The 24,636-nt window shown below is 71.9% G+C and carries 25 protein-coding genes; 23 read left to right on the forward strand and 2 right to left on the reverse strand.

Annotated features, from left to right (window positions below; genetic code table 11):
* Positions 1–26 precede the first annotated feature (26 nt).
* The 7 genes from LWC35_RS05395 (at position 27) to LWC35_RS38990 (ending at position 7,911) form a co-directional block, all read left to right on the forward strand.
* Positions 27–941: an FAD binding domain-containing protein gene (locus LWC35_RS05395; RefSeq protein WP_232868771.1), complete on the forward strand. Its 915-nt coding sequence runs from the start codon at positions 27–29 to the stop codon at positions 939–941.
* A 7-nt stretch (positions 942–948) separates the two neighbouring features.
* Positions 949–1,422 carry a (2Fe-2S)-binding protein gene (locus LWC35_RS05400; protein WP_232868772.1) on the forward strand — a complete coding sequence of 158 codons (474 nt, stop codon included), beginning with the start codon at positions 949–951 and terminating at the stop codon, positions 1,420–1,422.
* Positions 1,419–3,722, forward strand: a complete 2,304-nt coding sequence (locus tag LWC35_RS05405; RefSeq protein WP_232868773.1) for a xanthine dehydrogenase family protein molybdopterin-binding subunit — start codon at positions 1,419–1,421, stop codon at positions 3,720–3,722. Before LWC35_RS05400 ends, LWC35_RS05405 begins: the two co-directional genes overlap by 4 nt.
* Positions 3,719–4,750: an LLM class flavin-dependent oxidoreductase gene (locus tag LWC35_RS05410; protein WP_232868774.1), complete on the forward strand. Its 1,032-nt coding sequence runs from the start codon at positions 3,719–3,721 to the stop codon at positions 4,748–4,750. Before LWC35_RS05405 ends, LWC35_RS05410 begins: the two co-directional genes overlap by 4 nt.
* Complete coding sequence (locus LWC35_RS05415) at positions 4,750–6,318, forward strand: hydantoinase/oxoprolinase N-terminal domain-containing protein (protein ID WP_232868775.1); 1,569 nt, start codon at positions 4,750–4,752, stop codon at positions 6,316–6,318. The genes LWC35_RS05410 and LWC35_RS05415 overlap by 1 nt, the downstream gene beginning before the upstream one ends.
* Entirely contained in the window at positions 6,305–7,381 is a 1,077-nt protein-coding gene (locus LWC35_RS05420) for an S-methyl thiohydantoin desulfurase family protein (RefSeq protein ID WP_232868776.1), read from the forward strand. The genes LWC35_RS05415 and LWC35_RS05420 overlap by 14 nt, the downstream gene beginning before the upstream one ends.
* A gap of 224 nt (positions 7,382–7,605) precedes the next feature.
* The gene (locus tag LWC35_RS38990) at positions 7,606–7,911 is read left to right on the forward strand and encodes an ATP-binding protein (protein WP_269803642.1); all 306 of its coding nucleotides are present in this window, start codon (positions 7,606–7,608) and stop codon (positions 7,909–7,911) included.
* A 339-nt stretch (positions 7,912–8,250) separates the two neighbouring features.
* On the opposite strand, the gene LWC35_RS05430 is transcribed toward LWC35_RS38990, so the two are convergent.
* The gene (locus tag LWC35_RS05430) at positions 8,251–9,618 is read right to left on the reverse strand and encodes an MFS transporter (RefSeq protein WP_232868777.1); all 1,368 of its coding nucleotides are present in this window, start codon (positions 9,616–9,618) and stop codon (positions 8,251–8,253) included.
* A gap of 131 nt (positions 9,619–9,749) precedes the next feature.
* Positions 9,750–10,493, reverse strand: coding sequence for an IclR family transcriptional regulator (locus tag LWC35_RS05435; RefSeq protein WP_232868778.1), 744 nt, complete (start codon positions 10,491–10,493; stop codon positions 9,750–9,752).
* A gap of 304 nt (positions 10,494–10,797) precedes the next feature.
* Here LWC35_RS05435 and LWC35_RS05440 point away from each other — a divergent pair, with 304 nt between their 5' ends.
* From LWC35_RS05440 to LWC35_RS05515, 16 genes are all read left to right on the forward strand, one after another.
* Positions 10,798–11,709 (forward strand): cupin domain-containing protein, encoded by a 912-nt coding sequence (locus tag LWC35_RS05440; RefSeq protein ID WP_232868779.1) that lies wholly within the window; start codon positions 10,798–10,800, stop codon positions 11,707–11,709.
* On the forward strand, positions 11,706–12,458 hold the full coding sequence (locus LWC35_RS05445; protein WP_232868780.1) for an HpcH/HpaI aldolase family protein: 753 nt from the start codon (positions 11,706–11,708) through the stop codon (positions 12,456–12,458). Before LWC35_RS05440 ends, LWC35_RS05445 begins: the two co-directional genes overlap by 4 nt.
* Positions 12,458–13,201 carry an NAD(P)H-dependent oxidoreductase gene (locus tag LWC35_RS05450; RefSeq protein WP_232868781.1) on the forward strand — a complete coding sequence of 248 codons (744 nt, stop codon included), beginning with the start codon at positions 12,458–12,460 and terminating at the stop codon, positions 13,199–13,201. Before LWC35_RS05445 ends, LWC35_RS05450 begins: the two co-directional genes overlap by 1 nt.
* Before the next feature lie 57 nt (positions 13,202–13,258).
* Positions 13,259–14,146 (forward strand): DUF6282 family protein, encoded by an 888-nt coding sequence (locus LWC35_RS05455; protein ID WP_232868782.1) that lies wholly within the window; start codon positions 13,259–13,261, stop codon positions 14,144–14,146.
* Between the two features lie 921 nt (positions 14,147–15,067).
* Positions 15,068–15,211 carry a hypothetical protein gene (locus LWC35_RS05460; RefSeq protein WP_232868783.1) on the forward strand — a complete coding sequence of 48 codons (144 nt, stop codon included), beginning with the start codon at positions 15,068–15,070 and terminating at the stop codon, positions 15,209–15,211.
* Positions 15,208–15,981: a cyclase family protein gene (locus tag LWC35_RS05465; RefSeq protein ID WP_232868784.1), complete on the forward strand. Its 774-nt coding sequence runs from the start codon at positions 15,208–15,210 to the stop codon at positions 15,979–15,981. Before LWC35_RS05460 ends, LWC35_RS05465 begins: the two co-directional genes overlap by 4 nt.
* Positions 15,982–16,013: 32 nt before the next feature.
* Positions 16,014–17,768 carry a CocE/NonD family hydrolase gene (locus LWC35_RS05470; protein ID WP_232868785.1) on the forward strand — a complete coding sequence of 585 codons (1,755 nt, stop codon included), beginning with the start codon at positions 16,014–16,016 and terminating at the stop codon, positions 17,766–17,768.
* Complete coding sequence (locus LWC35_RS05475; protein WP_232868786.1) at positions 17,765–18,580, forward strand: beta-keto acid cleavage family enzyme; 816 nt, start codon at positions 17,765–17,767, stop codon at positions 18,578–18,580. Before LWC35_RS05470 ends, LWC35_RS05475 begins: the two co-directional genes overlap by 4 nt.
* 9 nt (positions 18,581–18,589) lie before the next feature.
* Positions 18,590–19,195, forward strand: a complete 606-nt coding sequence (locus LWC35_RS40135) for a TetR/AcrR family transcriptional regulator (RefSeq protein WP_232868787.1) — start codon at positions 18,590–18,592, stop codon at positions 19,193–19,195.
* Between the two features lie 449 nt (positions 19,196–19,644).
* Positions 19,645–20,889 carry an LLM class flavin-dependent oxidoreductase gene (locus tag LWC35_RS05485; RefSeq protein WP_232868788.1) on the forward strand — a complete coding sequence of 415 codons (1,245 nt, stop codon included), beginning with the start codon at positions 19,645–19,647 and terminating at the stop codon, positions 20,887–20,889.
* Between the two features lie 114 nt (positions 20,890–21,003).
* Positions 21,004–21,219, forward strand: a complete 216-nt coding sequence (locus LWC35_RS05490; protein WP_232868789.1) for a dodecin — start codon at positions 21,004–21,006, stop codon at positions 21,217–21,219.
* A gap of 28 nt (positions 21,220–21,247) precedes the next feature.
* Entirely contained in the window at positions 21,248–21,772 is a 525-nt protein-coding gene (locus LWC35_RS05495; RefSeq protein ID WP_232868790.1) for a thiamine pyrophosphate-binding protein, read from the forward strand.
* Positions 21,759–22,361 (forward strand): thiamine pyrophosphate-dependent enzyme, encoded by a 603-nt coding sequence (locus tag LWC35_RS05500; RefSeq protein WP_232868791.1) that lies wholly within the window; start codon positions 21,759–21,761, stop codon positions 22,359–22,361. The genes LWC35_RS05495 and LWC35_RS05500 overlap by 14 nt, the downstream gene beginning before the upstream one ends.
* Positions 22,343–23,059 carry an EthD domain-containing protein gene (locus LWC35_RS40140; protein ID WP_232868792.1) on the forward strand — a complete coding sequence of 239 codons (717 nt, stop codon included), beginning with the start codon at positions 22,343–22,345 and terminating at the stop codon, positions 23,057–23,059. The genes LWC35_RS05500 and LWC35_RS40140 overlap by 19 nt, the downstream gene beginning before the upstream one ends.
* Positions 23,056–23,400 carry an NIPSNAP family protein gene (locus tag LWC35_RS05510; protein WP_232868793.1) on the forward strand — a complete coding sequence of 115 codons (345 nt, stop codon included), beginning with the start codon at positions 23,056–23,058 and terminating at the stop codon, positions 23,398–23,400. The genes LWC35_RS40140 and LWC35_RS05510 overlap by 4 nt, the downstream gene beginning before the upstream one ends.
* Positions 23,401–23,425: 25 nt before the next feature.
* Positions 23,426–24,565, forward strand: coding sequence for a mandelate racemase/muconate lactonizing enzyme family protein (locus LWC35_RS05515; RefSeq protein ID WP_232868794.1), 1,140 nt, complete (start codon positions 23,426–23,428; stop codon positions 24,563–24,565).
* Positions 24,566–24,636: the final 71 nt, after the last annotated feature.

Here is a 24,636-nt window from a genome sequence, read left to right on the forward strand (position 1 = left end):
ACGTGCGACAGAAGGGCGACAACCCCATGACGACAGCAAGTCCACCCCGGCGGACCGATCCGGGAGCCATCACCCGGTCCGAGGTGCGCCGCCCGGCGTCGCTCGCGGACGCGGTGCGCGAGCTGGCCGAGCTGGGTGCCGACGGCGCCCCGCTGGCCGGCGGCACCTGGGTCATGCGGGCGCCCCTGCACGGCGCGCCGGTCGCCCCGGTCTACGTCGCCCTCGACGGCCTCGCCGAGCTGCGGGGCGTCCGTGTCACGGACGACGCGGTCGAGATCGGCGCCACCGCCACCCACGACGAGCTCGCCGCCCTCGACGGTCCCCCGGCCCTCGCCGGGCTGATCGAGGCGGCCCGCCGCTCGGCGTTCCCGGCGGTGCGCAGTGTCGCGACCGTCGGCGGCAACATCGCCGCCGACGGTTTCCCGGAGGCCGACCTCGTGCCGGCGCTCCTGGCCGCCGACGCCCAGGTCGTCCTGGTCGGCGTGGACGGGGAGCGGACCGAGGAGCTCGCCACCTACCTCGCCTCCCGGCGGGAGCGGCCCGCCGGTGAGCTCATCGTCCGCGTCGTCGTCCCCGCCCCGGCGGGCCGGCGGTCGGCGTTCGAGCGGCTGACGGTGCGCGGCGGCGGCGAGTACGCGATCGCGTCCGTCGCGCTCTCGCTGGACCTCGACGGGGACCCCCGGAACGGCACCGTGTCCGCCGCCCGGGTCGCCGTCGGCGGCGTCGAGGAGGTCGCCCGGCTGTCTCCCGCGGCCGCCGCGGCCCTCGTCGGCAACCCGTTGGACGACGGGACCGCCGAGCGGGCGGGGCAGGCCGCCGCAGACGAGTGCACGGCACGCGAGGGCCTCGACGCCCCGGCCTGGTACCGCCTCGCCGTGCTCCCCGCACTGGCCCGCCGCGCTGCAGCCGCCCTCACCACCCCCGACGACGAGCAGAAGTGAGCAACTGATGCCCCACTCGTTCACCGTGAACGACCGGCGCGTCGAGGTCGAAGCGCCGGACATGACCCCGCTGTTGTCGGTGCTGCGCGGCCCGCTCGGCCTGACCGGCGCGAAGCCGGGCTGCGGCGAGGGCCGCTGCGGTGCCTGCACCGTGCTCGTCGACGGCCGGCCCGCGGCGTCCTGCCTGACGCCGCTCGCGCTGGCCGAGGGCCGCGAGGTGCGCACCGTGGAGGGCCTGGCCGAGCCGGACGGGCCGCTGAACCCGCTGCAGGACGCCCTGCTCGAGCACGGCGGCGTGCAGTGCGGCGCCTGCACGCCCGGCATCCTCATGGCGCTCACCGCCCTGTTCGAACGCGACGCCACCCCGGACGAGGCCGCGGTCAAGGAGTCGCTCGCCGGCAACATCTGCCGCTGCACCGGCTACCACAAGATCGTCGAGGCGGCCCTGGCCGTCGCGGGCGCGAACGGAGGCCGGTCGTGACGCGCGTGGTCGGAACGAACGCCCGCCGGGCCGACGGCGAGGACAAGGTCCGCGGCACCGCCGTGTACGGGATGGACCACGGCGTGACCGGCACACTGCAGGCCAGGCTGCTGCGTTCGCCGGTGCCCGCCGGTCGGATCCGGCGCCTCGACACCGCGCGGGCCGCCGCCCTGCCCGGCGTGCACGCGATCATCACGGCCGCCGACGTCCCGGACACCACCTCGGGCTGGATCCTCAAGGACCAGCCGATGTTCGCCCGCGAGGAGGTCCGCTACATCGGCGAGCCGATCGCCGCGGTGGCCGCCGAGACCACGGAGCAGGCCGAGGATGCCGTGGCCGCGATCGAGCTGGAGATCGACCCGCTCGAGCCGCTGGCGGACATGGACGCCGCCCTGGCCGACGGGGCGCGGCTGATCCACCCGAACTGGGAGTCCTACCCGATGCTCGCGCCGGGGCCGCGCTCCGGCAACGTCGCCTGGGAGTCGACGCTCGACCGGGGTGACGTGGACGCGGCGTTCGCGGCCGCGCACCTGGTCGTCGAGGACGAGTTCACCACCCAGCGCCAGCACCAGTCCCCGATCGAGCCGCACGCCGCGGTGGGGCGCTTCGAGGGTGGGCGCTACGTCGTGCACAGCCCCGCACAGTTCCCGTTCCTCGTCCGGGACCGGCTGGCCGAGTGGCTGGGCGTCCCGGCCTCGAAGGTGCGCGTCGTCGTCACGACGATCGGCGGCGGCTTCGGCGGCAAGATCGACGCGATGCTCGAGCCGTTCGTGTGCGTGCTCGCGCGCAAGACCGGACGCCCGGTGCGGTTGGTCAACACCCGGGCCGAGGAGCTGCAGACCGCCGGCCCCCGGGAGAACGCGCGGATCCGGATCCGCACGGCCGTCAGCGCCGAGGGCGAGATCCTCGGCCAGGAGGCCGACACGATCGCCGACAACGGCGCGTACAGCGGCGAGATCGTCGCGTGCGCCGCGGTGCCGGGCCTGGTGTTCGGCGGCACCTACCGGGTGCCCGTCGCCCGCTACCGCACCCGGGTCGTCTACACCAACACCGCACCGACCGCGGCGTTCCGCGGCGTCAACGGTCCCTACGCGATGTTCGCGCTCGAGCAGCACCTCGACCACATCGCGGCGAAGCTCGGCATCGACCGCCGCGAGCTGCGGCTGCGCAACGTGGTCAAGGCCGGCGAGTCGATCGCGAACGGCCAGGTCCTCGACGACGCGGTCTTCGACAAGGGCTTCGCGCGGGTCGAGGAGATCGCCCCCTGGGCCGAGCAGGCTCCCTCCGGCAACCCGAGGGCGCTGCGCGGCAAGGGCATCGGCGCGGTCACCTGGCTCACCAACCCCGGGCCGGGGGGCGCCACCGTCAAGATCAACGAGGACGGTACGGCGGGCGTCATCTGCGCAGGCGCCGAGATCGGCACCGGAGCCGTGGCCGTCGGGCTGCGCCAGATCGTGGCCGAGGAGCTCGGTCTCACTCCGGACCAGGTCGTCATCCTGCCCGCGGACACCGACGCAGGCACCTACGACGGCGGCGCCCAGGGCAGCCGGACGCTGTTCTCGCTGGGCAACGCGGCCGTGCAGGCGAGCACCCAGGTCCGTGAGCAGCTGCTCGCGGTGGCCGCGAACCTGCTGGAGGCCTCGGCGGCGGACCTGGAGCTCGCCGACGGGCACGTGCGGGTGAAGGGCTCGCCGGGCGCGCAGGTGCCGCTGGCGGCGGTGGCGCTCACCGCCCTGCACACGGCGGGCCCGATCTCGGCCACCGGACGGCACATCACCCCGCCCGTCCAGTTCGACTCGGGCTGCCTCACCGGGGCGCTGTTCACCGGGTTCGCCACCCCCACCTACCACGTGCACTCCGCCGAGGTGGAGGTCGACCCCGACACCGGCAAGGTCACGATCCTGCGCTACGTCGTCGCCCAGGACGTCGGCCGCGCGATCAACCCGCAGCAGGTCGAGGGTCAGATCCACGGCGGCGTGCTGCAGGGCGTCGGCTATGCCCTCTACGAGGACCTGCGCGTGGCCGACGGCGTGACCCTGGACGCCAGCCTGGAGAGCTACCGGCTGCCGACGGCGTTCGAGGCGCCCCCGATCGACATCGCGCTGCTGGACAACCCCTGGCCGGACGGCCCGTACGGCGCCAAGGGCGCGGGCGAGCCGTCGCTCATCCCGGTCGCCGCGGTGATCGCCAGCGCGGTCTCCGACGCGATCGGCAAGCCCATCCGCAACCTCCCCATCACCCCCTTCGACGTCCTGGCCGCGCTGCGCGAGGACGGCACGACGGAAGGATCGACCCGATGACCAGCAACGCGACCGACCGGTCCCCCGTCGGCCTGCTCGTCTCCAGCCAGCTGCCGCCCGAGCAGATCCCGGAGATCTCGGCCCTGGCCGAGCGGGAGGGCTTCGGCGAGCTGTGGATCCCCGAGGACTACTTCTTCTACGCCGGCGTCTCCGGCGCCATGGCGGCACTGAACGCCACCAGCTCCATCAAGGTCGGCATCGGTGTCGTGTCCGCGATGGCGCGTCACCCCGCGGGCCTGGCCATGGAGCTCGCGACGATCGACCGCATGTACCCGGGGCGTGTGTGGCCGGGCATCGGCCTCGGCGTCCCGCACTGGGTGCAGCAGATGGGCGTCATGCCCAAGTCGCCCTACACGGCGATGCGCGAGACCGTCACCAACGTCCGGCGGCTGCTCGACGGCGAGGAGGTGACCTTCGAGGGCAAGGTCCACTCCTTCGACAAGGTCAAGCTGGTGCACCCGGCCGCGACGACGCTGCCGATCTACATGGGCGTCATCGGGCCCCGGATGCTCAACCTCGCCGGCGAGGTCGCCGACGCCACCCTCGTGTCGGTGCTGGCGGGCACGAAGTACCTGCGCTGGCTGCGCGAGCGCGTCGCCGAGGGCCAGACCAAGGCCGGCCGCGAGGGCGAGCACCACCGCGTGGCGGCCTACGCGCTCTACTCCGTCGACCGGGACGGGGCGAAGGCCAAGCAGGAGGCCCGCACCGTGGCCGCGTTCTACCTCGCCGCGGTGCCCAAGTCGGGGCTCACCGACGTCTACGGCATCGGCGACGAGCTGTGGGACATGTACCAGCGCGGCGGTGACAACCCGGCCGAGCTGATCATGCGCGAGATGCCCGACCAGTGGGTCGAGGACCTCGTCATCGCCGGCGACCCGGACGAGTGCGCGGCGAAGATCCAGGCACTCATCGACGCCGGCGCCGACGCGGTGGACCTGGCCCCCGTGGCCGCCGACCGGGCCAAGGAGGTCGTCGAGCTCACCGCCCGCGACGTGCTTCCCCAGGTACGGCATCGGACGGTGGGCTGATGCGCGTCGGGATCGACGTCGGCGGGACCAACACCGACGCGGTGCTGATGGACGGTGACCGAGTCCTGGCCGAGGTCAAGAACCCGACCTCGGCCGACGTGACCACCGGCATCGTCGAGGGTCTGCGCAGCCTGCTGGCCCGCAGCGGCGTCGCGCCGGAGGCCGTCGAGACCGTCATGATCGGCACGACGCACTTCACCAACGCCGTGGTGGAGGCCCGCCGGCTCCTCCAGGTGGCGAGCGTCCGGCTCGGGCTGCCGGCCACGCGGTCACTGCCGCCGATGGTCGACTGGCCCGAGCGGCTCGCTGGCGCCGTCGGCCGCAACATCTACCTCTGCCACGGCGGGCACGAGTTCGACGGGCGCGAGATCGCCCCGCTCGACGTCGACGAGCTCAAGCGGACGGCCGACGACATCGCCGCGAGGGGTCTGCGAGCCGTCGCGATCTCCTCGGTGTTCTCCCCGATCAACGACGAGCTCGAGCGGCGGGCCGCGGAGATCATCCGGGAGACCGCGCCCGACGTGGCGATCAGCCTGTCCTCGGAGCTCGGCCGGCTCGGCCTGCTCGAGCGCGAGAACGCGACGATCATGAACGCGTGCCTCGCCGAGCTGGCCGTGCACATCACCGAGGCGTTCCGGGCCGCCCTGCGCGAGTCCGGGATCGACGCACCGATGTACATCAGCCAGAACGACGGCACGCTGATGACCGTCGAGCAGGCCGAGCGCTACCCCGTCTCGACGTTCGCCTCCGGCCCGACGAACTCGATGCGCGGCGCGGCGTTGCTCTCGGGCCTGCAGGACTGCGCCGTCGTGGACATCGGCGGCACGACCTCGGACGTCGGCATGCTCGTCAACGGGTTCCCGCGCGAGGCCAAGTCCACGATCGAGGTCGGCGAGGTGCGGACGAACTTCCGCATGCCCGACGTCCTCCCGCTCGGCATCGGCGGCGGCAGCCACGTCCACCGGAACGGCTCGGCGACCGTCGGCCCGCAGAGCGTCGGCTACCTGCTGACCAGCCTCGGGCGCGTCTTCGGCGGGGACACCCTCACCGCCACCGACATCGCCGTGGCCGGCGGCCTGGCCGAGGTCGGCGACCCCAGCCGCGTCGCCGACCTGGACCCGGCGCTGGTGGCGAGCGCGCTCGACGACATCCGGACCCGGATCGCCGAGGCGGTCGACCGGATGAAGACCGCGTCGACGCCCATCCCCGTGGTGGTCGTGGGAGGCGGCAGCATCCTGCTCGGCAAGGATCTCCCCGGCACCGCCGAGCTGGTCCGCCCCGACCACCACGCCGTCGCGAACGCGATCGGCGCCGCCATCGCGCAGGTCGGCGGCGAGGTCGACCAGATGTACGCCGTCGGCCCGCAGCTCTCCCGCGACGCAGCCCTCGAGCAGGCCCGGGAGCTGGCGGCCGAGCGGGCCGTGGCGGCCGGTGCCGTGCCCGAGTCCGTCCGGATCGTCGACCAGGAGGAGCTGGCCCTGGCCTACGTCCCCGGCAACGCCGTCCGGATCAAGGTGAAGGCCGTCGGAGACCTGCAGCTCGGAAGGAAGACCAGTGCGACTCGTTGACGAGCGGCAGCTCGAGGACATCGCCCTCGGCGCCGGCATCCTCGGCACCGGCGGCGGTGGCGACCCCTACATCGGCACGCTGCTGGCCCGCAACGCGATCCGCGAGCACGGGCCGGTGGAGGTCGTGGACCTCGACGAGGTGCCCGACGACGCGTTCGTGATCCCCTCGGCGATGATGGGCGCCCCCACGGTCATGGTGGAGAAGCTCCCCAGCGGCGACGAGGTCGTGACCGCGTTCCGCAAGCTCGAGCACCACCTGGGCCGGCGGGCGACGCACACGATGCCCATCGAGATCGGCGGGCTGAACTCGGTCATCCCGTTCTGCCTGGCCGCGCGGGAGCGGCTCCCCGTGATCGACGCGGACCTGATGGGCCGCGCGTTCCCCGAGCTGCAGATGTGCATGCCGACGATGTTCGGGGGCAAGGCGGCTCCCATGGCGATCGCCGACGACAAGGGCAACGCCTCGGTCATCGACGCGATCGACAACCGGTGGACCGAACGGCTCGCGCGCTCCCAGACGATCGACATGGGGTGCGCCGCGCTGATCGGGCTGTACCCGCTGGCCGCGGCGCGGCTGCGGGAGTGCACGATCCCGAACACCCTGCGCACGGCCGAGGAACTCGGCCGGCTCGTGCGGGAGACGCGGGAGGCGCACGGCAACCCCGCCGCGGTCGTCCCGAAGTACCTGGGCGGGCGCCAGCTGTTCCGGGGCAAGGTCGTCGACGTGCACCGGCGGACCGAAGGCGGCTTCGCCCGCGCCGAGGTCCGCATCGAGGGACTGCACGACGACGCCGGCACGACCCTGCGGCTGCAGACGCAGAACGAGCACCTCGTCGCCGAGCGCGACGGGGAGGTGCTCGCCTCGGTCCCCGACCTGATCATCGTGCTGGACTCGGAGACCGGGCAGCCGATCACCACCGAGGACCTGCGCTACGGCTTCCGCGTCACGGTGGTGGCGGCGCCGTGCGACCCGCGCTGGCGCACGCCGGAGGGCCTCGAGATCGTCGGACCGCGCTACTTCGGGTACGACTTCGACTTCGTGCCCATCGAGGAACGCGTCTGAGGCGACTCCGTGGTCGAACGGACCCTCCCGGGATCGGGAGGGCCGTTCACGCCGGTGGACGGGACCGGTCCGAGCCGCAGGCGCGGCCTCGACGAATCATCAGACGGCCCGGACGAGGAGGTGCCGGCCTGACGGCGGGCAAGACCGGCACGACGGCGAGCACCGGCGGGCGCAACGTCACCTCGGAGATCGCGTTCCTCCCCCGCGCGCTGCAAGCGCCGTCGTTGGGGGCGGCGGTCGAGAGGTCGACCGAGCGGGCCCGCACAGCGGACTGGACACATGAGGAGTTCCTGGCCGCCTGTCTGAAGCGCGAGGTCGCCGCCCGCGAGGCCCACGGCGGCGAGGGGCGCATCCGGGCGGCCAGGTTCCCGGCGCGGAAGTCGCTGGAGGAGTTCGGCTTCGACCACCGACGCTCCCTCGAACGCGACGTCATCTCTCACCTCGGCACCCTCGACTTCATCAGGCCGAGGCCCACCACGCCGGACGGCTGCAGCAGGAGTTGGTCGAACTGGGCCGGGTCCCGCTGCTGATCATCGACGAGGTCGGCCACATCCCGTTCGAGGTCGAAGCGGCGGCCTGTTCTTCCAGCTCGTCTCCTCCCGCTACGAACGCGCCAGCCTGATCGCCACCTCCGACAAGCCGCTGGGGCGAGGTGTTCGGCGACCCACGCGGAACGAAGAAGGGGCCCGGGTCAGCGCCGCGGCCCCTTCCTCATGGGCTCTGCGCCCTCATGCGCGTTCGGCGCCGTTCAGGGTCGCAGGCACCTTCCCGCGCTGCTCCGCCCCCGCCGCGCGATCTCGGAGGTCGGAGCATCGCCACGAGTGGCGGCGCGGGAAGGAGGAGGTGGGCGCCGGGGCCCTGGCCGAATCTCAGTGCTGACTCGCAGACGCGGTGGCGCCCATGTCGACGTCTCGGGTCTCCGGGCCGAGGAGCGCGCCGACTGCGATGAGGAGTCCGCCGATCGCCATCAGGATTGCCGAGGCGTAGGTGGGGCCGAACAGGTCGCCGAGGCCCACGAGGTAGTAGGCGTAGAACGCCGGGATCACCAGGGCGAGGCTGTAGCCGATGCCGTACCCGGTGGATCGCAGCGCGGCGGGAAATCGTTCCGTCATGTATGCGGCGATGGGGCCGAAGGCGAGGATCCCCACCACGAAGGCCACGGTCAGCAGCAGGACGGCCAGACCGAAGCCGGGCGCGGCGGCCGCCGCGAGCGCTGCCGTGGCACCGGCACCGACGACGGCGACGAGTAGCCCGACGCCGATGTAGAAGGGTCGCCGGCCGACGCGCTGGCTCAGCAGCCCGGCCAGCGGGTAGGTCACAGCGCTGGCTGCGGAGGCGATGATCAGGGCGACGGTCAGCTGGGTCGGCGTGAGGCCGGCGACCTTGGAGGTGAGGCCGGGAAGGACCGAGGCGGAGATGTTCAGGGCGATCCAGATTCCGGTCATGAGGACGAAGACCTGGAGCAGGCTGCGCCGGTTGGTGCCGGTGAACAGCTGGCGCAGCGGGGACACGTGCTTGGCTGCGGGTTCTGCGTTCTCCCATGCCTGGGACTCCGGAACCTGGCGGACGAAGTAGACCAGGAAGGCGACCGCGAGCCCGGCCCCGATGAAGAACGGGATCCGCCAGCCCCACACGGAGTACGGCGAGTCCGTCGCGCCGGCCGGGAAGATCTGCAGCAGCAGGAGGGTGAGCGCGGAGATCAGGCACAGCGCCCCGGGGGAGGTCATCGTGATCAGCCCGCTGGCCAGGCCGCGCCTGCGCTTCGGGGTCCACTCCATGGCGAGGGGGATCGCCGCGGTGTACTCACCTCCCAGGAACACCCCGTCCACCAGGCGCAGCAGGATCAGCAGGCCGATGCCCCAGAGCCCGACGCTGGCATATCCCGGCAGCAGCCCGATGAGCAGCGTGGTGACGGCGATCCCGGCGATGGCGATGATGGTCGCCTTGCGGCGGCCGGTGCGGTCCGCGATCACCCCGAAGATCGCGGCACCGATCGGTCGGCCGATGAGCGTGGCCGTGAAGACGAAGGCGGCGATGATCGCGGCTGTGCCGGCGTCGAGGTTCTTCGGCACGAAGAAGCTCATGGCGGGCGCGAGCACGATCACGGGCAGGTAGATGTCGAACTGGTCGACGAAGTAGCCGACGATGCCGCCGACGAGGGCACGACGCCGGTTCGCGGAGTCGTCCGTGCCGGCAGCCGGTGGATTCAGGTTCGGGTTGTGGGCGATCTCGGTCATGGGTGTCTCCGGAGTGGACCGAGCGTTTCCGAGTAGCGGCAACGCTGCGCGCGGGAACCGAGCGGCCGGCGGCCGTCGGGCGTGGCCGCGCCCGGCTTCATGAAGCCGGGACCAGGGCCATGAGGGTGCGTTCAGAGCAGGTCGGTGAAGTCCTGCGGGAAGTGGTGTTCGCCGCCGAGCTCCTTGCTGAGCTCGTAGGCGGTGCCGGCGAGGTCGCGCCACGCGGCGCCGGGTGTCTCGACGGGCAGGGTGCGCGCGGTGCCGATCACGGCGATGGTCGCGCAGATCCCGGACTCGTCGAAGACGGGCGCCCCGACGGCGGTGATGTCCGAGTCGACGATGTGGGTGGACGCCAGCCCCGTTTCGCGGGCGCGCTCGACGCCCTCGACCAGGGCGCGCCGCCCAGCGCCGGCCACGGAGGCGACCAGCCGGTCGGCCCGCAGCTGGTCGGCCATGAACGCCAGGAAGACCTGGCACTGGGCCGAGTCGACCGGGAGTTGGTGGCCGACCCGCACCGACACCACGACGGGGTTGGTGTTGTCCTCCTCGACCCGGGCGACGACCGGTCCGCTCGCTCCCCACAGGCTGAGGGCCGAGGACAGCCCGGTCGTGCGGGCCAGGCTCACCAGGTGCGGGGGGGCCAGCTCGACGACGGCGCGCCGGCCCAGCGAGAAGGCCCCGAGCTGGACGAGCAGCCCGCCGGGCACGAACGCCGAACCGTCGCGGCTACGCTCCAGCAGCCCCGCTGAGACGAGCGAGGCGAAGTAGCGGTGGGTCGTGGTGCGGTTCAGGCCGAGCGCGGCGGCGGCGTCCGCCACCGTCAGCGTCGGACGGTCCGGGCGGAACAGCCCGAGGATCTGGCTCGCGCGCGTCACGGCCTGGATGTCTCCCTGCGAGGCATCCGCGCGCCTGGGTGCCGGCTCCGTCATCGTCATCCGTTCGTCATATGAACCGTGAGTTCGCCATACGGTAAGTATGCGAGCCGCCCCATGGCAAGCTCTCCGCCGAACAAGCCTGTGTTCCCTCGCGGCCTTGCTGTGGTTCCTGGACGTGTGTCACGCTACCTGTGTTCACAAAGCGAACTAGCGTCGCACGATGTGAACGACGACGGCGGTGATGCCCTCCGGGTTGCCGACGTCTCGACCATCGTGATCGGCCTCGAGTACCGAGGAGCCCGCCATGGCCTACGGCCCAGACGACCCCCGCAGCCAGCTCCCCGCGACGACGGTGCGCGCCGCGGAGGCGAATGCGCCCGCGCAGTACCTCGACTTCACCGCGCTGGCGCCGGACGAGATCAGCGAGCAGGGCAGTCGCACCTGGTGGGTGCGCGGGCAGAACTTCGCGCTGGCCTACACCCAGGCCCGGGCCGGGGAGAGCCTGCAGCGCAGCGGCCAGCCGGACGAGTACGTGGTGGTCTTCCCCCACGACAGTGCCGTCGCCAAGCTCACCGCCGGCAGCGACGAGGCCGCTGTGCAGGGGGCGGCGATGGTCGTGGTCCCGGCCGGGGACAGCCGCGTCGAGGTCACCGCGGATACCGCGGTTGTCCGGCTGTTCTCCGCGGCCTCCCCCGAGTTGTTGGCCCGCTGTCGCAACGACGCCGACTACGCCGAGCCGCACCCCAACGTCGCCCCGTTCGCGCCCTGGCCGGAGCCCGTCGGCGGGCCCGCGCTGCGCGTGTACCCGGTCGCCGCGCACCCCTACGAGCAGGGCCGCTTCGGCCGGCTGTTCCGGTGCAGCACCTTCATGGTGAACTTGTTCGACCCGGACTTCGGCCCGCGCGATCCCACCAAGCTGTCGCCCCATCACCACGACGACTTCGAGCAGTGCTCACTCGCCGTCGACGGCCAGTACGTGCATCACATCCGCAACCCGTGGACCCCGGACATGGCCGACTGGCGCGACGACGAACACGTGCACGTCGCCAGCCCGTCGGTTGCGATCATCCCGCCCCCGTCGGTGCACACCAGCCAGTCCGTCGGCCAGGTCCGCAACCAGCTCATCGACATCTTCTGCCCGCCGCGGCACGACTTCTCCGCCAAGCCCGGCTGGGTGATCAACGCCGCCGAGTACCCCGTGCCGGAGCAGTCATGACCACCTCGTTCCGCGAGCTGCTCGCCTCGCTGGACCGGACCGCGTTCGGCAGCTGGGTCAAACTGCCCACCGTCGACAGCGTGGAGTTGCTGGTCCACGCCGGGTTCGACTTCCTCGTCGTGGACATGGAACATTCCCCGCTCGACGTGCTCACCGTGCACCAGCTGCTCGGCGCGGCCCGCGGCTGTGGGGTGCCGGCTCTGGTCCGGGTGCCGGACCGGACGCCGTCGACGATCTCGCGGGTCCTCGACTCGGGGGCCGCGGGAGTGCTCGTCCCCCACGTCGACACCGCGGCCGACGCCCGGACCGTCGTCTGCGCCGGGCGGTTCCCGCCGCACGGGACCCGCGGCTACGGCCCCACCGTCCGGGCCGGCGCCTGGGGCGCCGACGTGCCCGGATACCGCGCCTCCGACGCAGAGATCGCTGTGATCCCGCAGCTGGAGAGCCGCGAGGCGATCGACGCCGTGCGCGAGATCGGCGCGGTCGAGGGGCTCGCCGCGCTCTTCGTCGGGCCCGCTGACCTCGCCGTTGCCACCGGGGTCGGCGCCGGCTCGCCGGAGTTCGCCGGACTGCTCGAGGACGTGGCCAGCGCCGCGAAGGAGCTGGAGCTCCCGCTCGGCACCGCCGTCGGCACCGCGGCGGCAGCGCGCGAGCTCGCCGCCCACCACGACTTCGTGATGCTTTCCAACGACGCCTCGATGCTGGGCGGGGCGGCTCGCGACCTGGTCGCCGAGGCGCGGGGAGACTGATGCACGCCCTTGTCCTCTACGCCCACCCCGAGCCGACGTCGTTCACCGCGGCCCTCAAGGACACCGCGGTCGGTGCCCTGACTCGGGCCGGGCACACTGTCGAGGTCTCCGACCTCTACGGAGAAGGCTTCGACGCCGTCGGCGACCGCCGCGACTTCACCACGGTCGCCGACCCCGACCGGTTCCACTACCAGTCGGAGCAGGAACACGCCCACCGCTGCGGGGCCTTCGCTGCCGAGATCGCGCGTGAGCAGGCGCGTCTCGCCCGCGCCGAGCTGGTGGTCCCGGTCTTCCCGGTCTGGTGGGGCGGCATGCCCGCCATCCTCAAGGGCTGGTTCGACCGTGTCCTCGCCTACGGCTTCGCCTACGTCGACGGACACCGCTTCGACTCCGGATTCTTCCGCGGGAAGTTCTGCCAGTTCGGCGCCGTCACCGGCGGAACCTCGCGCCGCTTTGCGCCCGACGGCACGTACGGCTCGATCGAGCAGGTGCTCTGGCCGATCACCCGCTGCATGGGCGAGTACCTCGGCATGGAGGTGCTGCCACCCTTCGTCGCCTATGCCGCTCCGCGCATCGAGGAACACGAGCGAGCGAGCTACCTCCGTGAGTGGGGCGACCTCCTGGTCGAGACGGCCAGACGCACCGAGCCTGCCCGGATCCCGCGGATGCTGGTCGATCGCAACGACGCCTCGCTACCCGGACAGGCCGCCCGCACGCTCATTGCCGAAGACCGCAGTCGCTGACCAGACCTCCACGACACCGCTCACCGCCTAATCGGCACGACTCAGACAAGGAAGACGATGACCACAGAAGCGATCGACCAGGTCCTCGACGGGCTCGTCGACATGCACTGCCACTCCGGACCTTCCCCGATGCCCCGCGAGTTCGACCACGCCGGCGGCGCCCGCGACGGCTGGGAACGACTCCGGATGCGCGCGATGGTCGCCAAGTGCCATCACCACAACACCCAGATGGACGTGCTCGCCCAGCGCCCGCTGCTGGCCGACATTCCGACCGAGGTCATCGGCGCGGTCGCGCTCAACTCCACCGTCGGCGGCCTGAATCTCGCCCAGGTCCAGCTCTGCCTCGGCCTGGGGGGCAAGGTCGTCTACCTGCCCACCGTGTCCTCGGGCCGGCACATCGACTGCCACGCCGAGAATCTCGGCTTCCCCACTCCCACCGTGAAGCTCACCGCCCAGCGCATCGAGGTCGTCCGCGACGGCACGGTCGTCCCCGAGCTCGAGCCGATCTTCGACCTGATCGCCGAGCACGACGCCGTCCTCAACGGCGGCCACCTCCACCCCGACGACATCAGCGCCTGCTTCGCCGCCGCACGCGAGCGCGGCGTCCGCAAGTTCGTCGTCTCCCACCCCGACTTCGTCATCGGAGCCGACCCCCGACAGTGCTCCAGCTACATCGAGCACGGCGCGCTGATCGAACACGAACTCCACATGTACGACCCGGGCGCGAAGATGCGATGGCCCGTCGAGCAGCTCATGAACTGGATCTCCGCACTCGGCCCCGAGAACACCCTGATCGGGTCCGACCTCGGCCAGGCCGGATTCCCCCGCCCGGTGGACGCCTTCCGCCGGGTCGCCGAGGCCCTCCTCGACCTCGGCCTGCCGGAGAAGGACCTCCGCCGCATCGTGCACGACAACCCTCGCGAGCTGCTCTCGCTCACCGACTGAGCGGGGCGCGAACCGGCGGTATGCCGGAAGGGTGTCGGTCGCCCGGCACCGGGCAGGCGTCTCTGTCCCCTGTGCCGGGCACCCGGTCGCTCGCCGCGAGCCGCCCCGCGAGCGACGGCTGCGTGGGGGCCAGCGTTCCTCTCCTGGAGCCCAGGTCGGTGCTCCGGCAACGGCAGCCGGGTGAAGGGCCGAGGGCTGCGTCACTACGTACTCCCTGTCCCGTACGCATTGCACCGTCGCCGGGAGGAGGTCCGCGGCCGCACGTCTGTGGGTCCCCCGCTTCGGCGGAGCCTGCGAGCCACTGAGCGCCCTCGCTGTAGAGGCGCTCGACCGCCTCGCCGGTCAGCCCGGGCAGCCCGGGCGCCACAGTGAATCCGGCCTGCGTCTGGAGGTGGCCAAGGTGGCGGGAGCCGGTCGGGAACCGCCCAAGCAGTGTCGGGTCCAGCTCCAGCCGTGAAGCGGGATCGACGACGTCGAGTCGGTCCTTCTCATGGATCGGCTACCGGCGCACGATCTTCCAGCCCCTGCGGCGCCTCCTGATCGTCGGTCTGGCCGGCGTCGAGCTCGTACTCCTCGGTGACCTCTCGCGGCGCCGGGCGTCGTCGGCTGCACGAGATCCAGCTCGTCGGCGACGTACCTCGGTCCCCACGCCGCCTCACGCTCGGCCGCGAGGGCCCGGACCTCGCCGTCGGACATCTCGATTTCTTCGCGCTCGATCTCCGGGCGCCCGAGGGCTCGCCGGGCCGCGCGAGAAGCAGCAGACGCGTCGATCCGGCCGGGGCTCGGCGCGGGCCCCGAGTGCGTCTTCGCCGGTGTGCTCGCGCAGGTCCCGTTCCACCCCACTGTGCAGCACCTGTACCCCCTTGCGCTCACTACTGTACGTACGTACAGTCGGCTCATGCCTCAGAGGCGGAGCCCCCGATGACACTGCTCTCTCTCCTCGTCGCGGTCGCCTCGGCGACGGTCCTCGTGGCGAGCCCCCTGGTGATCGCGCGCATGTGGGGCCGCGCACCTGACGGCGATCCACTGTCCCAGCCGGTGCTCGGGCGGCAGGGGCGACGATGAGGAGACTGGTGGACATCTCGGTGTCCCTGCGGGCGGACATCGCGTCCGACCCTCCGGGTCACCTGCCCCGGATCGCCTACTACTCCCACGAGCAGACCGCGGACGACGTCCTGTCGTTCTTCCCGGGCGCGACGCGGGAGGACCTTCCGGACGGGGAGGGATGGGCGATCGAGCGCGTGCAGATCACCACCCACAACGGCACCCATCTCGACGCGCCCTACCACTACGCCTCAACGATGGACGGCGGCGCGCGGGCGATCACCATCGACGAGGTGCCGCTCGAGTGGTGCCTGCAACCGGCGGTCAAGCTCGACTTCCGCCACCTTCCCTCCGGCTACGTCGCCACCCGTGCCGACGTGCAGGCGGAGCTGAAGCGGATCGGGCACGAGCTCGCCCCGTTGGAGATCGTGGTGGTCAACACCGCTGCCGGTGCCCGCTACGGCGAACCGGACTACGTGTCGTCGGGCTGCGGGATGGGGCGGGACGCCACGTTGTTCCTGCTCGAGCAGGGGGTGCGGTTGACCGGGACCGACGCCTGGAGCTGGGACGCACCCTTCGTGCACACCGCCGCCCGGTACGCCGCGGAGCACGACCCCAGCGTGATCTGGGAGGGCCACCGCGTCGGCCGCGAGATCGGCTACTGCCATCTCGAGAAGCTGGCCAACCTCGAGTCACTACCCGACGCCGGGTTCCAGATCTCCTGTTTCCCCGTCAAGGTCCACGCCGGGTCCGCGGGCTGGACCCGGGCCGTCGCGATCCTCGACCACTGACCCCGATTCCCCACGAGGAAGTGAGGAACACCGTGACCGACGAGCACCATCGCACCGAGCTCGCAGCCGGCATGCGCATCGACTGGAACGTCCCGATCCCGGTCGACGACGGGACGATCCTGCGCGCGGACGTCTTCCGCCCCGACGACGCCGATCCGCACCCCGTCCTGATAACCTACGGCCCCTACGGGAAGGGCCTGCACTTCGCCGAGGGCTTCCCCGCCCAGTGGCAGAAACTCGCCGCCGAGCACCCCGACGTGGTCGACGGGTCGACGAACGCCTACCAGGCCTGGGAGGTCGTTGACCCCGAGCGCTGGGTGCCCCACGGCTACGTGTGCATCCGGGTCGACTCCCGCGGGTCCGGCTGGTCTCCGGGCCGTATCGACCCCTTCTCCCCACGCGAGACCCGCGACTACTACGAGGCGATCGAATGGGCCGCCGCGCAGCCCTGGAGCAACGGCCGGGTCGGCCTCAACGGGGTGTCGTACTACGCGATGAACCAGTGGCTGGTCGCGGCGCAGCGCCCGCCCCACCTGGCCGCGATCTGCCCGTTCGAGGGCGCCTCGGACCTGTACCGGGACGCCACCCACCACGGCGGGATCGTCTCCGAGTTCTGGGCCACGTGGTACCCGTTCCAGGTCATGAACGTGCAGTACGGCCTCGGCGAGAAGGGCCGCACCAACCCGAACACCGGCCAGTCCATCGCCGGCCCCGAGACGCTCGACGAGGAGGTCCGCGCCGCGAACCGGGTCGACATCCGCGCCGAGATCCTGGCCCATCCGCTCGACGACGAGTTCTACGCGCAGCGCCGCGCCGACCTGGGCGCGATCGAGGTCCCGGTGCTCTCCGCCGCGAACTGGGGCGGCCAGGGCCTGCACTCCCGCGGGAACTTCACCGGCTTCACCGACGCGGGCTCCACGCAGAAGTGGCTGGAGGTCCACGGCCTCGAGCACTGGACCGAGTTCTACACCGCCTACGGCCGCGACCTGCAGAAACGGTTCTTCGACCACTTCCTCCTCGACGTGGACAACGGCTGGGACCGCCAACCCCCGGTGCAGCTGCAGGTCCGCGACGTCGACGGTGGGTTCACCCGGCGCGCCGAGCACGAATGGCCCCTGGCGCGGACGAACTGGACCTCCTACTACCTCGATTTCGACCGCCGGGCGCTGTCCACCGAGCCGCCCAGGACAGCGTCGGCCGCGGAGTTCGACGCCCTGGGCGAGGGGGTCACCCTGCTCGCCGAGCCGTTCGCCGAGGACACCGAGATCACCGGCCCGTCGGCCACGAGCCTCACGCTGCGCTCGTCCACCACCGACGCCGATCTGTTCGTCGTCCTCCGCCTGTTCGACCCGCACGGCGAGGAGGTGCTGTTCACCGCGGCCGTCGAACCGCGCGCGCCACTGTCGCAGGGCTGGTTGCGGGCCTCGCACCGCAAGCTCGACCCGGACCGGAGCCGGCCCTACCAGCCCTGGCACACCCATGACGAGTTCCAGCCGCTGGAACCGGGCGAGCCGTACCGGGTGGACGTGGAGATCTGGCCCACCTGCATCGTCGCGCCCGCCGGGTACCGTCTGGGGTTGACGATCCTCGGCCGCGACTACGACAACGGGCTGCCCGAGCCGCACCCGATGATCTACCAGCGGGCGATGACCGGATCCGGATGCTGGTGGCACACCGACCCCGACGACCGCCCCGTCCAGGTCTTCGGCGGGCGCACCACCCTGCAGAGCACGCCCGAGCTGCCCGCCACCCTCCTCGTCCCGATCATCCCCGGAGCCGCCTCGTGAGTGTCGTCGTCACCGTCGCCCCCACCGGTCCGATCGCCTCCAAGCAGGACAATCCGCACCTGCCCACCCAGCCCGACGAGATCGCCGACGCGGTCGCTCGGGCGTACGAGGCGGGGGCCTCGGTCGCCCACATCCACCTGCGCGACACCGAGCACCGGCCCACCGCCGACCCGGACATCGCCCGCCGCACCATGGACCTGATCGCCGAGCGGTGCCCGATCCTCATCCAGCTCTCCACCGGGGTGGGGCTCAGCGTCCCCTTCGACGAGCGCGCCGCGCTCGTCGAGCTCCGACCGCGGATGGCCACGCTCAACCCGTGCAGCATGAGCTTCGGGGCGGGCGAGTTCCGCAACCCGCCCGCCGAGGTCCGGCACCTCGCCGCTCGGATGGCCGAACTGGGCGTCAAGCCGGAGCTGGAGATCTACGACACCGGCCACCTCGACGCCTGCCTGCGCCTGCGCTACGAGGGGCTGCTGCCCGACGAACCCCTGCAGTTCTCCCTCGTCCTCGGCGTCGCCGGGGGCATGGCCGCGACCCCGGAGAACCTGCTCACCATGGTGCGCAGGCTCCCACCTGGCGCCGTCTGGCAGGTCATCGCGATCGGCCGCCGCAACCTCGAGCTCACCGCCATCGCGCTCGCCCTCGGCGGCAACGCCCGCGCCGGCTTGGAGGACACCCTCTACCTGCGCAAGGGCGAGCTCAGCCCCGGCAGCCTCCCCCTCGTGGAACGCACCGTCGCCCTCGCTCGCGCCCTCGACCTGCCCATCGCCGGCGTGGAGGAGACCAGCGACCTGCTGCGGCTCACGCCGTAGGGTGGCGTCGTGACCACGACCGCCACCTCCAAACGCGAGCAGGTCCTCGCCGCGGCCGAGGTCGTGTTCGCGCGCAAGGGTTTCGACGGCGCCACGATGCGCGAGGTGGCCGAGGCCGCGGGCGTCGGCCTCTCCTTGGTCGTGTACCACTTCACCACCAAGGAGGGGCTCTACCAGTCCATCTTCGAGGCCCGCCAGTACGTCAACGACGACCGGCTGGCCCGGCTGCGCGAGGTGACCGATCCGCAGGCACCCGACGCGCTGGACCGGCTGGTGTCCGCCTTCGTGGATCCCGTCCTCGATCTGCACGACGACCCGGCGGACGTCTGGTTCGCCCGGCTCGTGCTCCGCGAGGCCTCCGACCCCTCCAGCCAGGACCGCGCGATCATCTCCGGGCTGTTCGACCCGATGGCCCGCGAGTTCGTGGCCGCCCTCGAGCGGATCCTGCCGGACCGCCCGCCCGGCTACCACGCCTGGGCCTACCTGTTCGCCGTCGGAGCCCTCACCCAAAGTTCCTTCGACGCGCGCATCGACAACATCGCAGGCCCCGACGCTGCCGGGGGCAAGCGTGAACACCTGCGCCGTTTCCTCACCGCTGCCCTGCGCCACAGCTGACCCTTCACCATTCCAAATCCAGCTTCGGCTGGATCCGCCGCGGCCGGATCGACTTGGCGGCGCTTGGCGAAATGCAGATCTCCCGGAGTGGCTGGCTCGCCGACCGGGGCGGCGACCGACCGACTCCCCTGATCCACACGGTGGGCATTTCCCGAGGGAACGCCGATCACGGTCGAGATCACCGAGGATGCTGCGGGCCGGGCGAGGAGCCCCGAACGTGGGCGCTGACGGGACGAACGCCGACCGGCCCGGCAGTGGTCGGCACGGCGTGGATGCTCCCGGGCTGAGCAGCGGGCCGCAGCGGGCCGTTCGTTCGATGGCGCCCGGTCGCGTGGGGCAAATTGGGACACGAACGAGAGCCCTTCCCGAGGTTCGATCGACACGTCAGCAAGCCAATCGTCCTCGGACCCGGCGTGCCCGCCGGTCCTGTACCTCGAGGGAGCCCGACGGTGAAGTTCCAGCTGTTCATGCTGCCGACGATCCCGGCGACGTTGGAGGAGCGTGCTGCGAAGCGCCCCATCGGCCGGGACGTCGACGCCTTCCAGGCGATGATCGCCGAGGTCCGCGAACTCGCGGTCTTCGCCGACCAGGCGGGTTTCGACGTCTTCTCGACCACGGAGCACCACTTCCACTCGGAGGGGTTCGAGGCGTCGGTCCAGCCGATGATGCTGTACGCCGACCTGGCCGCCCGGACCGAGAACATCGCCTTCGCGCCGCTGTCGCTCGTGCTGCCCGCCAACGACCCGCTCCGGGTGGCCGAGCAGGTCGCCTACCTCGACCACCTGACCGCGGGCCGGGTGTACGGCGGGTACGCACGTGGTTACCAGGACCGCTGGGTGAACGTCTTCGGTCAGCACATCCCGGTCAAGGGCACTCCGATGGACGGCAGCCCCGACGACAAGCACAACCGCGCGGTGCACGAGGAGTACCTCGAGCTGATCTACAAGGCGTGGACGGAGGACCTGCTGACCTTCGACGGCGAGTTCTACAAGGTGCCGCCCAAGGAGGGCATCACCCGCTGGCCGGCGGCCGAGTGGACCCGCCAGTACGGGCACCCGGACGAGATCGACGAGAACGGCCACATCCGTGGGATCTCGGTGATCCCCAAGCCCTACCAGCAGCCCTATCCCCCGGCGTTCCAGCCGTTCTCGGTGTCCGAGTCGACGATGGTGCACACCGCGCACCACGGCGTGATGCCGATCATCCTTGTAGCGGAGCCCGGGCAGTTCACGCACCTGGCCAAGCTGTACCAGTCCTCGGCCGCGGAAGCGGGTCGCGATCTCAAGCTCGGTGAGAACATCGGCGCGTTCCGCGCGGTCGCCTTCGGTGAGGACCGGCAACAGGCCTGGAACCTGATGGAGCGGACGAACTACTACGGATTCCAGATCTACTTCTCCGGGTTCGGGTTCTGGGAGGCGCTGCGCCTGCCCGGCGACGAGCAGACGTACCCGAAGGGATCGGCACTGCTGCCCCCGGAGGAATGGACGATGGAACGGTTCACCAAGACCAAGTACGGACTGGTGGGCACGGTCGACGACATCAAGCGCGACATCGAGGACCTGGCGACGATCCACGGCAACGGCGGCGAGCTCGAGTGGTTCTCCTGGTTCTTCGACCAGGGCCTGATGCCGCTCGACGAGGCCAAGCGGCAGCTCGAGCTCTTCGCCGAGCACATCATCCCCGAGTTCCGCTAGACGCCCGGACCGGGGCGGGGGGCGCGGCGACAGGCGGGGACGCCACGCCCCCACGTCCCCCGGACAGCGCCGGCAGCGTGACCGTGGACGTCCGCCCAGATCGAAGGAGCGCCTGTGTCCGAGCACATCTACCGCGTCATCGAGATAGTCGGGTCCTCACCCCGGTCGGTGGACGAGGCCATCCACAACGGGATCGCCCGCGCTGCGCAGACCGTGCACGGTCTCGACTGGTTCGAGGTCACCCAGATCCGAGGGCACCTCGCCGAGGGGGCCGTCGATCACGTCCAGGTCGGCCTGAAGGTCGGGTTCCGGCTGGACGAGGCGCAGTAGGCCGCGCCGTGCGGAGGCGGACGACGACGTGAGCGGGAGCCTCGCCTGGGCGGCTGCGGTGGGCGACGCGCTCGCCGACGGCGGCGTGGACGTCGCGGCGTACCTGCCGGACTCACGGCTGCAGGGCGTGCTCGTGCGGCTGGCCGAACGCGGGGTGGCGATGCGCTGCCTCACCCGGGAGGAGGAGTGCGTCGGCTACGCGGCGGGCCGCGCGCTCGCGGGTGGGCGCCCGGTCGTGCTCATGCAGTGCTCCGGTCTGGGCAACAGCCTCAACGCCCTGGGCTCGCTCGTCGTGGCCTACGGCATCGGGCTGCCCCTGGTCCTCTCGATGCGGGGGACCCTCGGCGAGGCCAACCCGGCACAGGTGCCGATCGGGCTGGCCACTCCCGCGCTGCTCGCTGCACTCGGCGTCCCCGTCTACCCGCTCCGGGACCCGCACGGCGGGGACGCGGCCTCGACCGTGGGCGGGGTCCTCACGCTGGTCCAGCGAGCCGGGCGTACCGCCGCGGTTGCGCTCGAACCGGAACTGGGCGGTGGCCGTGGAGCCCACTGACGTGGCGGCGGTGGTGCTGGCCGCACATCCGCACGCTCTCGTGGTCGCCGCGCTCGGCACGGCGACGTCGGCGCTGCGGCTCGCGTCCGACGACGGCCCGCACCTGTACCTCGGCGGCGCGATGGGGTCGGCGCTCGCCACCGCACTCGGGGTCGCGGAGGCGGTGCCCGAGCGCACCGTCGTCGCCCTGCTCGGGGACGGCGAACTGCTGATGAGCGCCAACGGGCTCTGGTCCGTCGCCGCGTACCGGCCGGCGAACCTCGTCACCGTGGTGCTGACCGACGGGCTCTACTCGATCACCGGCGGGCAGCCGCTGCCCGTCGATCCCTGCTTCGCCGACGTGGCGGGCGCCCTTCCCGGTCTCACCGCCGCTCGCGTGTCGGACGGCGGGAACCTGCGCGACGCGCTGCTGGAGCTGCCCCGCCCAGCGCTGGTCGAGGCCGTCGTCCGGACCGGCAGCCGGCCCGGCCCCTCGCCGTTCGTCGATCCCGGCACGGTCCGGACGCGGTTCACCGCCGCACTCCGCGCGACAGCCGCCGAACGGCAGGACACAGGACAGGAGGTCGTCACGTGCACAGCGGACCGGTGAAGGTGGTCGTGCTCGGCCGCCGCGCGTCGGGACTGCCGCTCGAACGGTTCCGGACGTGGGCGGCCGAGGAGCTCGCCGGAGGGCTCGCCGGGCTGGAGGGTGCGACTCGTCAGGCGCAGTCGCTCACCCTGCTCGGCGGCTACCGCCGCGGCGCCCCGATCTATGACGTCGTCCACGAGCTCTGGTTCCCCGATGAAGGGGTGGCCCGGTGGGCCAGCGCCTCCCGGGCCTTCACCGCGCTGACCGGCGACCCCGCGCTCGACCCGGCTTCGCTGAGCGTCCTGCACGTCGAGGAGCACGTCGTCAAGGACCTCGGGCCGCCCGCTGCCGGGGTCAAGAGCATCGAGTTCGTGACCCGTCGCGCGGACCTGCCGTGCCCCGATTTCCGCCGCTACTGGCGGGAGGTGCACGGGCCCCTGGCCGCCACGATCGCGCCCATCCGAAGATACGTGCAGAGCCACTGCCTGCCCTCGTCCTCCGCGACCGAGGACGACGCGCCGCGCTGGGACGGGCTGGCGACGACCTGGTTCGCCGACGTCGCGGCGATGCGCCGGTCCGCGACCCTGCCCGAGTACCGTGCGACCCGCGAGGACGAGCCGCACTTCCTCGCGCCCGGGCACCTGCCGTTCCTCATCACGACCGAGACCGTCACCGTCGACCCGCCGACGTCCCCGTCGGCACCGGGAGCGTCACGATGATCTACGAGCTGCGCGAGTACACCGCCGTGCCCGGACGTCTGCCGGCGCTGGTCGAGCGGTTCAACTCCGCCACCTGCCGGATCTTCCGCAAGCACGGGATGGAGCTGGTGTTCCTCAGTCGCACCGATGTCGGGGACGACTCGAAGAACGAGATCGTCTACGTCCTGCGCTTCGACTCCTACGACGACCTGCAGAGCAAGTGGGCCGCCTTCTTCGCCGACCCGGAGTGGAAGACCGTGGCCGCGCGTAGCGAGGAGGCCGGTCCGCTCGTCGCGCGGGTCCGACGGCGCCTGCTCACGACCGCGGACTTCCCGGGCGTCGAGTCCGGGCCCACAGGGTGACCGGCAGCAGGGCGCGGAGCCCGCGATGAAGATCGTCGACGTCACCGCGTTCCCCACCTCGTTCCCCGTCAGCCCGCGTGGCGGTGAGCGGCTCGGGATCGGCCGCGCGGTCAAGCGTGACGCGGTGGTCGTGCGCGTGCGCACCGCCGACGGCCTCGTGGGCTGGGGCGAGGCACACCACGCCCGCTCGCCGGGCACGATCGGACACCTGATCAACAGCACGCTGCGCGAGCTGGTCCTCGGGCTGGACGCCGCCGACGTCGTCGGTGTCTGGCGCACCGTCTACACCGCCCAGCTCGCCAGCCACGGACTCGGCGCCGCCGCCGCGATCGCGCTGAGCGGAATCGACATAGCGCTCTGGGACGTGCGGGGCAAGGCGGTCGGCTGGCCGCTGCACCGGCTGCTCGGCGGCGCGGCCCGACCGGTCCGGGCGTACGCCGGCGGTGTGGCGCTGGGCTGGAACGAGCCGGAGGCACTGCTCGATCAGGTACGGCCACTGGTCGCAGGTGGGTACCGGGCGGTCAAGCTGCGCATCGGGGAGGGTCCGGGACCGGACCTCGCCCGCATCGCCGCGGTCCGCGCGGAGTTCCCCGACCTGGACATCCTCGTCGACGCGAACACCGCCTACGACCTCGACGACGTCCGACGCGTCGCCCCCGGCCTACGCGAGCACCGGGTCGGCTGGCTGGAGGAGCCGTTCCCGCCGCACGACCACCGCAGCTACAGCGAGGCCGCACGGTTCGTCGGGGTACCGCTGGCGGCCGGCGAGAACCACTACACCCGCTTCGAGTTCCACCGGCTGGTCGAGGACGGCGCCGTCACCGTCCTGCAGCCCGACCTGTCCAAGTCCGGCGGGATCACCGAGGTGCAGCGGATCGCCTCGATGGCCTCGGCGTGGAAACTGCGCGTCCACCCCCACACCGCCTCGACGGGGCTGAACATGGCCGCGACCGTGCACCTGCTCGCGGCGACCGAGAACGCGGGCTACTACGAGGCCGACGTCAGCCACGACAATCTGTTCCGCGACGAGCTGGTGCCGACCCCGCTCCCGACCCGCCCGGACGGCACCGTACTCCCGCCGGAGGGACCGGGGCTCGGGGTGGAGGTCGACGAGGACTTCCTCGCCGCGCACCCCGTGATCGAGGGCCCAGGCTTCGTTCGCTGAGGTGAGAGCGAGGCGAGATGGTCGCGGATGACGCGCCCCATCGAGTAGGTGAAGGTCACGTCCGCCCACAT

It is taken from the genome of Pseudonocardia kujensis (genome assembly GCF_021283305.1).
GTDB classification, from domain to species: domain Bacteria; phylum Actinomycetota; class Actinomycetes; order Mycobacteriales; family Pseudonocardiaceae; genus Pseudonocardia; species Pseudonocardia kujensis.